Below are 7,150 nucleotides of genomic sequence, written 5' to 3' on the forward strand. Positions count from 1 at the left end.
AAACGGGTTGCGACGCGGCGGAACTGCTTGAGTTTTGAGAAGCAACATTCGACGAGCTGTCGCTGGGCGTAGAGATTCTTGTCGAGCGGATATTTGATCGCACGCGACGGGTTGTTGGGGATGACGGCGCGCGCCCCCTTGGCGGCGATGACGTGACGCAAGTGATCGGCGTCATAGGCGGCATCGGCCATGACGACCTCCGCAGGCAATCCCTCGATCAAAGCGGCGGCTTGCGGCGCATCGCCCTTCTGACCTGCGGTCAGCGTGAACCGCACAGGGCATCCCAAGCCGCGAACGGCCATATGGATCTTGGTGCTCAAGCCGCCGCGCGAGCGACCAATCGCCTGATCTTCAGGCCCCCCTTTTTCGCCCCGGCGGCATGCTGATGCGCCCGGACGATGGTGGAGTCGACGATGAGATATTCGAAGTCCGGATCATCGGACATCGCCTCGAAAATTCGCCACCAGACCCCCTTGAGGCTCCATCGACTGAAACGCCGGAACACGCTGTTCCAATCCCCAAACGCTTCTGGAAGATCACGCCAGGGAGAGCCCGTGCGCACGATCCACAATACGCCCTCTACAAACATCCGGTTGTCGCGGCCGGTCGACCCCTTCTGGTCGGGCCGGCCTATGATCAACGGCGCCATCCGCTCCCAAGCCGCATCGGTCAAAACCAGTCGATCCATCACACCCAAGGCCGCCTCCCCAAAGGCAGCCTTGAATCTGATTTGCGCCTAAATTGGAACCCTTAGAGTCCACACGACCTAAGGCGCGGCGCGCGGCCGGTGGGTGAAAATCTGCGCCAGCGCCGAAGAGACGACGCGCGAATCGACGTCGTCGGCGCGGCTCGTCAGCACGATCGGCACGCGCGCGCCGAGCACCAGCCCCGCGGTGTCGGCGCCGCCGAGAAAGACCAGCTGCTTCGCCAGAATATTGCCCGCCTCGAGATCGGGCGCGACGAGAATGTCGGCGTCGCCGGCGACCGTCGAATCGATGTTCTTGGCGAGGGCCGCGTCCCGCGAGATCGCGTTGTCGAAGGCGAGCGGACCGTCAAGGTCGGCGCCGGCGATCTGCCCGCGGTCGGCCATCTTGCAGAGGGCCGCCGCCTCGATCGTCGAGGGAATTTTGCCCTCGACCGTCTCCACCGCCGACAGCAGCGCCACTTTCGGCCGCTCGATGCCGATCGCATGGGCAAGATCGACCGCATTGCGCACGATGTCGCGCTTCATGTCGAGCGTCGGCGCGATGTTGATCGCCGCGTCGGTGACGAGCAGCAGCTTGTGGTAGCTCGGCGCGTCGATCACGAAGACATGGCTGATCCGCCGGTCCGTCCGCAGTCCCGATCCCTCGCGGACGACGGCGGCCATCACCTCGTCCGTATGCAGCGCGCCTTTCATCAGCGCGTGCAGCCGGCCGCGGCGCACGAGGTCCACGGCCTGATCGGCGGCGGCGTGGCTGTGCGGCGCGTCGACGATCTCGACGCCGTCGAGCGAGACGCCGCTCGCGCGCGCGGCGGCCTCGATCTTTGCGTGCGGTCCGATAAATGTCGGGACGATCAGGCCCCGATCACGCGCGGCGATCGCGCCTTCGACCGAGCGCCCGTCGCAGGGGTGAACGACGCCCATGCGGATGGGCGGCAGCGCCTGCGCCTGCCGCATGAGCGCGTCGAGCAGCGCGCCGCGCACGCGGGCCTGCGCCACCATCGACCACGGCGGGCGCGACGTCGTCGTCGGTTCACAGCCAGCGCTCTCGCTCATACGCGCCTCCTTTGCTCAAACCGGCGGATGGCGGGCGATGCGGTCGACGAGGAATTTCGTCGCGCGCGCCCAGGATTGGTCATTGTCGCCGCGAAAATCGAACCCTTGATGATAGATCAGTTCGCCCGTGGAAACGCGCGTGATTGAAACGCCCATGCTGAGAATAAGCGTGCTGACCTTGTTGACGACGCCCGTGAGAACGAGATCGGCGCCAGCCTTTCTGGCGAGCGACAGTTCGCAGCCGTTGCAGGTGCGAATGTAGGTCTGTTTGAGAATCGCGTCGAGATCCGCAGCGATCGCCGTCCGGTCGACGACGTCATAGACGCGCCGCGCGGCGAGCCCCGCGGCGAGATCGTCACGCGCGCGCGCCAGTCTTCTTGCGTGTTCCGCGGTTTGATCGACCGGCTCGTTCGACGTGTCGATCAGCTCAAAATCGAGCACAAGGAGACGTGCGCGCGGCTCTTCCGCAACCGCCGGCGCCGCGCCGGCCAGCGGCAGGAGCAGCGCCAGCCCGAGCAGGCCGCGGCGTCCGATCATCGCGCCTTGGCTCCATATTTGTGCAGATGCGCGCCATGGGCGGAGAGCCAGGATTCAGCGCGGTCCGTGTCGGCGCAAAGCCGCCGAGTCAGTTTCCAGAACCGCGGCGAATGGTCGAGATGAACGAGATGCGCAACCTCATGCGCGGCGAGATAATCGAGGACGAAGGGCGGCGCCATGATCAGCCGCCAGGAGAAGTTCAGCGCGCCCGAGGCCGAACACGATCCCCATCGGCTGATCGGATCGCGCAGACCGACCCCGCGCGGCGGAAGACTGAGCGCGGCGGCGTGGCGCGCCACCGCTTGCTCGAGGTCGCTGCGCGCCTCCCGCTTGAAATGATCCTGCACGCGACGATGCACATGCGCCGCCTGACCGGCGACGCACAGCGCGAAAGGGATCTCGGCGTCGCCCCTCGGTTCGATCCAGGTCACGCCGCGGCGGTCCGGATGATGCGCGATCACATGATCGACGCCGCGCAGCGGCGCGACCGAGCCATGCGCGAAGGGGATGGTTTCGGGCAGCCTGTCGAGACGCGCCGCGATCCAGGCGGCATGGCGCTGCGCGAACGCGCGCGCATCGCGCAGCGACGCGCGGCGCGGCATGGTCAGCACCGCATCGCGGGCGGCGAAGCGCACGCGCAAGGTGAAGCGCCGCGCATTCTGCGAGCGACGCAAGGTGACGAGAATTGTTTCGCCAGCGTGAACCAATGTGAGAATCGACGCGCCGCCAACTGGCGTCGGTCCTTCGCGCAGGAGTCGAAGCATGATGCCCATGCTAGCGCAAAGGCCATATGAGTCGCGAGTTCGAAAATTTCGGCCCGACGAAATATTTTTCTTGCGTTGCTCTTTTGACGCTCTGCGACGCGGCGACGGCGCTACAGATAGCGTTCAAGCTCGCGCGCGGCCTCGGCCGGGCGTCGCGAGACATTAAACGGGCTGACGAAGCGGCCGTTCTTGTCCATCAGATAAACGACGGTGGTGTGGTCGACGGAATAGTCTTCGTCCTTGCCGGGCGCGCGCTTCGAGAAGATGCGATATTCGCGCAGCACGGGATCGATCGATGCGCGCGGACCCGTGACGCCGATGATGCGCGGATCGAAATTGGAGAGATAGTCCTTGAGGACTTCGGGCGTGTCGCGTTCCGGATCGACGGTGACGAACAGCGCGCCGACCTTGGCGTCGGGCCCCATCGCCTTCAGGATCTCCGACATCTCGAACAGCGTCGTATGGCAAATGTCAGGACAATGTGTATAGCCGAAAAAAACGAGAAACGGACGACCCAGGAAATCCTGATCGGTCACCGGCTGCCCCGTTTGCGCGGTGAGCTGGAACGGTCCGCCAATGTTCTCCGTCGACGCGGGCTTGCCGCTGGTGAAAAAGACGAAGGCGGCGAACACGGCGGCGAAAACAGCGCCAACGCCGATCAGCAGCGGCTTCGAGACGCTTGGTCCGCTCGCAGACTGCGCGCTCTTGCCGCCGCGCTTCACTCCCTTTGCGCCACCCTTGGATCCGTTGGCCATCGTGCGTTTCCTGCGATTGTTGTCATGGGCGGCGCATCGCCGCAGCGGATCCGCGAGGCGGTCCACGAAGAAGGATCAGTCTGCGAAAACTATATGAGCGTCATTGCATAAGTCCACGTCGCCCGAATCCTTCGCGTCGTCGAACGTCCAGCGCGCTTCGAACAGACAGCCCTTGGCGCCGATGAGCGGAAATTGCGCGCGGGCGCCGGCCGCCAGCGGCCCGTCGAGCTTGCCGACGATAGTCTCCGGCGACTTGTCTTTCGCCGCCATCACGATCTCGAAGCTCTTCAGCGACACGGGGCGCTGATTCTCCAGATTGACGGTTTGCGCGAGCTTAATTGGCGTCAACCGCAGCTTCGTTGCGCCGGCCGTCTGCGCGACGCCGACGCCGGCGGCGACGACGCCGATCATCGCCAAGCGTAGCTTCATTGGACGTTCTCCCGGGCGGGGAACTTATCTCGCCCTTTGGCGTTCGCCAAGCGCTCTCGCGAGCTGAGCCGTTCTGTAGCGCCGGATATGCGCATCCTGCGTCAATGGTGTAGCGTGACGCCCATTCCGATTCCTGATTGTGAAAGCGCTTTCACCATGAGCGAGACTCCAGCCGCCGTTCCAGGCAAAATCCTCGTCGGCGCAAGCATGCAGCATGGCAAGCCGCATGATTATCGCTACCTTCTGCTGGCGTTCGGCAACCGCCACGGCTTGATTGCGGGCGCGACCGGCGGCGGCAAGACCGTTTCCCTGCAGCTGCTCGCCGAGGGTTTCTCCAACGCAGGAACTTCGGTTTTTCTCGCCGACGTCAAAGGCGATCTTGCAGGGCTGTCGCAGCCGGGCCAGAGCCAGGCGCCCTTTGTCGCCCGCGCCAAGGAGATTGGCGTCCCCTACGAGCCCGACCGGTTTCCCGTCGCCTTCTGGGACGTCTTCGGCGAGCAGGGACACCCTGTCCGGGCTTCAATCTCCGAAATCGGGCCGATGCTGCTCTCTCGCTTGCTTGACCTCAACGACACGCAAGAGGGCGTTCTGAATATTGTTTTCAAGGTGGCGGACGAACAGGGCCTGCTGCTGCTCGATTTGAAGGATCTGCGCGCGATGCTCGCGCATGTCGCCGAGAACGCCGCGACATATAAGACGAAATACGGAAATGTGGCGCCTTCGAGCGTCGGCGCCATTCAGCGGCAGCTGCTGGTGCTCGAGACCCAGGGCGGCGACAAATTCTTCGGCGAGCCGGCGCTCGACATTATGGACTTCCTGCGCGTCGACCGCGACGGCCGCGGAGTCATCAATATTCTCGCCGCCGACCGGCTGATGCGCGCGCCGCGGCTCTACGCGACCTTCCTTCTTTGGATGCTTTCCGAATTGTTCGAGACTCTTCCGGAAGTCGGCGATCTCGACAAGCCAAAGCTCGTCTTTTTCTTCGACGAAGCGCATCTTCTGTTCAACGACGCGCCAAAGGCGCTGCTGTCCGCCATCGAGCAGGTCGTGCGTCTCATCCGCTCGAAAGGAGTCGGCGTTTATTTCGTCACGCAAAATCCGATCGACGTGCCGGATACGGTGCTGGGTCAACTGGGCAACCGCATTCAACATGTGCTGCGCGCCTTTACGCCGCGCGATCAGAAGGCGGTGCGCGCCGCCGCCGAAACCTTTCGCGACAATCGCGCGCTCGAGGAAGCCGAGGCGATCATGCAGCTTGGCGTCGGCGAAGCGCTGGTCTCGATGCTCGACGCCAAGGGAACGCCCGAAATCGTCGAACGCGCGCTGATCGCGCCGCCCGCCGCGCGCGTCGGACCGATCACGCCGCAGGAGCGCGAAGCGATCATGGCCGCGAGCATATTCGCGGGGAAATACGACACGATGGTCGATCGCGAGTCCGCCTTCGAAAGGCTGCAGTCGAACGCCGGGAAGGGCGAGTCCGAAAGCGGCGCCGGCGGCGGTCTGCTCGGGACGATCGGCGGCCTGTTGGGCGGGATCTTCGGCAAGGGCGACAAGAAGCGCATGTCGCCGGCGGAACTTGCGGCGCGCGCCGCGATCCAATCGGCGGCGCGCTCCGCCGGCACGCAGATCGCGCGCCAGATTCTACGCGGCGTGCTCGGCGGCATGACAAAGTAACGATGCGTCATCGTCCATTTGGACTGTTGGCGTGACCGCTCTTTACTGCGCGCGTCATTCACATTGCTGAAACTTAATCCGCGCTTTAGCATCCCTTCACGCAATCGTCATTTTCCAGCCCTTGGGGGGCGCCCTATAATGACCTCCTGTCGCGGTCGGCGTTTGTGATCGCGCATCGCGGACCCGCCACGTTCGGGGGTTCGTCAGGAGGGAAGTATGGCGAATGCCTTGCCCATCGTTTCAGAAGACGGCCTCTCCCGCTATCTGTCTGAAATCAGGCGGTTTCCAATGCTGGAGCCGCAGCAGGAATATATGCTCGCCAAGCGTTGGCGCGAGCACGAAGACCCAAAGGCCGCGCAGGAGCTGATCACCTCGCACCTCAGGCTCGTGGCGAAGATCGCCATGGGCTATCGCGGCTATGGCCTGCCCATTGGCGAGATCATCTCTGAAGGCAATGTCGGTCTGATGCAGGCGGTCAAACGCTTCGAGCCCGAACGCGGCTTCCGACTCGCGACCTATGCGATGTGGTGGATCCGCGCGTCCATTCAAGAATATATTCTGCGCTCTTGGTCGCTCGTGAAAATGGGCACTACGGCGAGCCAGAAGAAGCTGTTCTTCAACCTCCGCAAGGCGAAGAGCCGCATCTCCGCGTTCGAGGAAGGCGATCTCAAGCCTGAGAACGTCAAGATCATCGCGCATCGGCTCGGCGTGTCCGAGCAGGACGTCATCGAGATGAACCGCCGGATGGGCGGCGACGCTTCGCTGAATACGCCGCTGCGCGAAGAGGGCGAAGGCGAATGGCAGGATTGGCTTGTCGACGACAGCGTCGATCAGGAGCATCTGCTCGCCGCCCAGCAGGAAAGCGACAATCGTCTGAAGGCGCTGCGCGGCGCGCTGGACGTGCTCAATCCGCGCGAGCGGCGCATTTTTGAGGCGCGGCGTCTCTCTGACGACCCTGTCACGCTCGAAACGCTGTCCGAGGAATTCGGCGTCTCGCGCGAGCGCGTGCGCCAGATCGAAGTGCGCGCCTTCGAAAAGGTGCAGGCGGCGGTGCGCGACGGCGTCGCGCGCATCGAGTCGACGCATGCGCCGGCGATGTAGCCGGCGCTAGAGTATCCGTTATGCGCAAGGAGCGTCTTCGGCCCAGGGACGGTTTTTTCGTAGGAGGGCGTTGGCAAGGACGACGAGCTTGCGCATTACGGCGGTGATGGCGACTTTGGCGGGCTTTCCGG

At 64.1% G+C, this 7,150-nt stretch carries 8 protein-coding genes and 1 pseudogene; 2 read left to right on the plus strand and 7 right to left on the minus strand.

What is annotated here, in order from left to right; all coding sequences use genetic code 11:
- The 6 genes from AB7F41_RS16920 to AB7F41_RS16945 all read right to left on the minus strand — a co-directional run.
- A protein-coding gene (locus AB7F41_RS16920; RefSeq protein ID WP_428406713.1) for an IS5 family transposase occupies window positions 1-697 on the minus strand; the annotation gives its coding sequence in 2 pieces (ribosomal slippage) (window positions 1-353 and window positions 356-697; 695 coding nt annotated over the 2 pieces). This gene is flagged as partial in the annotation.
- A gap of 69 nt (window positions 698-766) precedes the next feature.
- Window positions 767-1,759 carry a bifunctional enoyl-CoA hydratase/phosphate acetyltransferase gene (locus AB7F41_RS16925; protein WP_428385962.1) on the minus strand — a complete coding sequence of 331 codons (993 nt, stop codon included), beginning with the start codon at window positions 1,757-1,759 and terminating at the stop codon, window positions 767-769.
- Between the two features lie 15 nt (window positions 1,760-1,774).
- Complete coding sequence (locus AB7F41_RS16930) at window positions 1,775-2,296, minus strand: DUF3280 domain-containing protein (RefSeq protein WP_428385964.1); 522 nt, start codon at window positions 2,294-2,296, stop codon at window positions 1,775-1,777.
- On the minus strand, window positions 2,293-3,060 hold the full coding sequence (locus AB7F41_RS16935; RefSeq protein WP_428385973.1) for a M48 family metallopeptidase: 768 nt from the start codon (window positions 3,058-3,060) through the stop codon (window positions 2,293-2,295). Before AB7F41_RS16935 ends, AB7F41_RS16930 begins: the two co-directional genes overlap by 4 nt.
- 110 nt (window positions 3,061-3,170) lie before the next feature.
- Entirely contained in the window at window positions 3,171-3,815 is a 645-nt protein-coding gene (locus AB7F41_RS16940) for an SCO family protein (protein WP_428385966.1), read from the minus strand.
- Between the two features lie 75 nt (window positions 3,816-3,890).
- Complete coding sequence (locus AB7F41_RS16945; RefSeq protein WP_428385967.1) at window positions 3,891-4,244, minus strand: hypothetical protein; 354 nt, start codon at window positions 4,242-4,244, stop codon at window positions 3,891-3,893.
- Between the two features lie 156 nt (window positions 4,245-4,400).
- On the opposite strand from AB7F41_RS16945, the gene AB7F41_RS16950 reads away from it, so the two are divergent.
- Window positions 4,401-5,918, plus strand: a complete 1,518-nt coding sequence (locus AB7F41_RS16950) for a helicase HerA-like domain-containing protein (protein ID WP_428385969.1) — start codon at window positions 4,401-4,403, stop codon at window positions 5,916-5,918.
- A 216-nt stretch (window positions 5,919-6,134) separates the two neighbouring features.
- Window positions 6,135-7,019 (plus strand): RNA polymerase sigma factor RpoH, encoded by an 885-nt coding sequence (gene rpoH, locus AB7F41_RS16955; protein WP_428385971.1) that lies wholly within the window; start codon window positions 6,135-6,137, stop codon window positions 7,017-7,019.
- A gap of 18 nt (window positions 7,020-7,037) precedes the next feature.
- Here rpoH and AB7F41_RS16960 read toward each other — a convergent pair.
- A pseudogene (locus AB7F41_RS16960) lies at window positions 7,038-7,150 on the minus strand (IS110 family transposase); the annotation flags it as partial.

It is taken from the genome of Methylocystis sp. (assembly GCF_050251305.1).
Taxonomy (GTDB): Bacteria; Pseudomonadota; Alphaproteobacteria; order Rhizobiales; family Beijerinckiaceae; genus Methylocystis.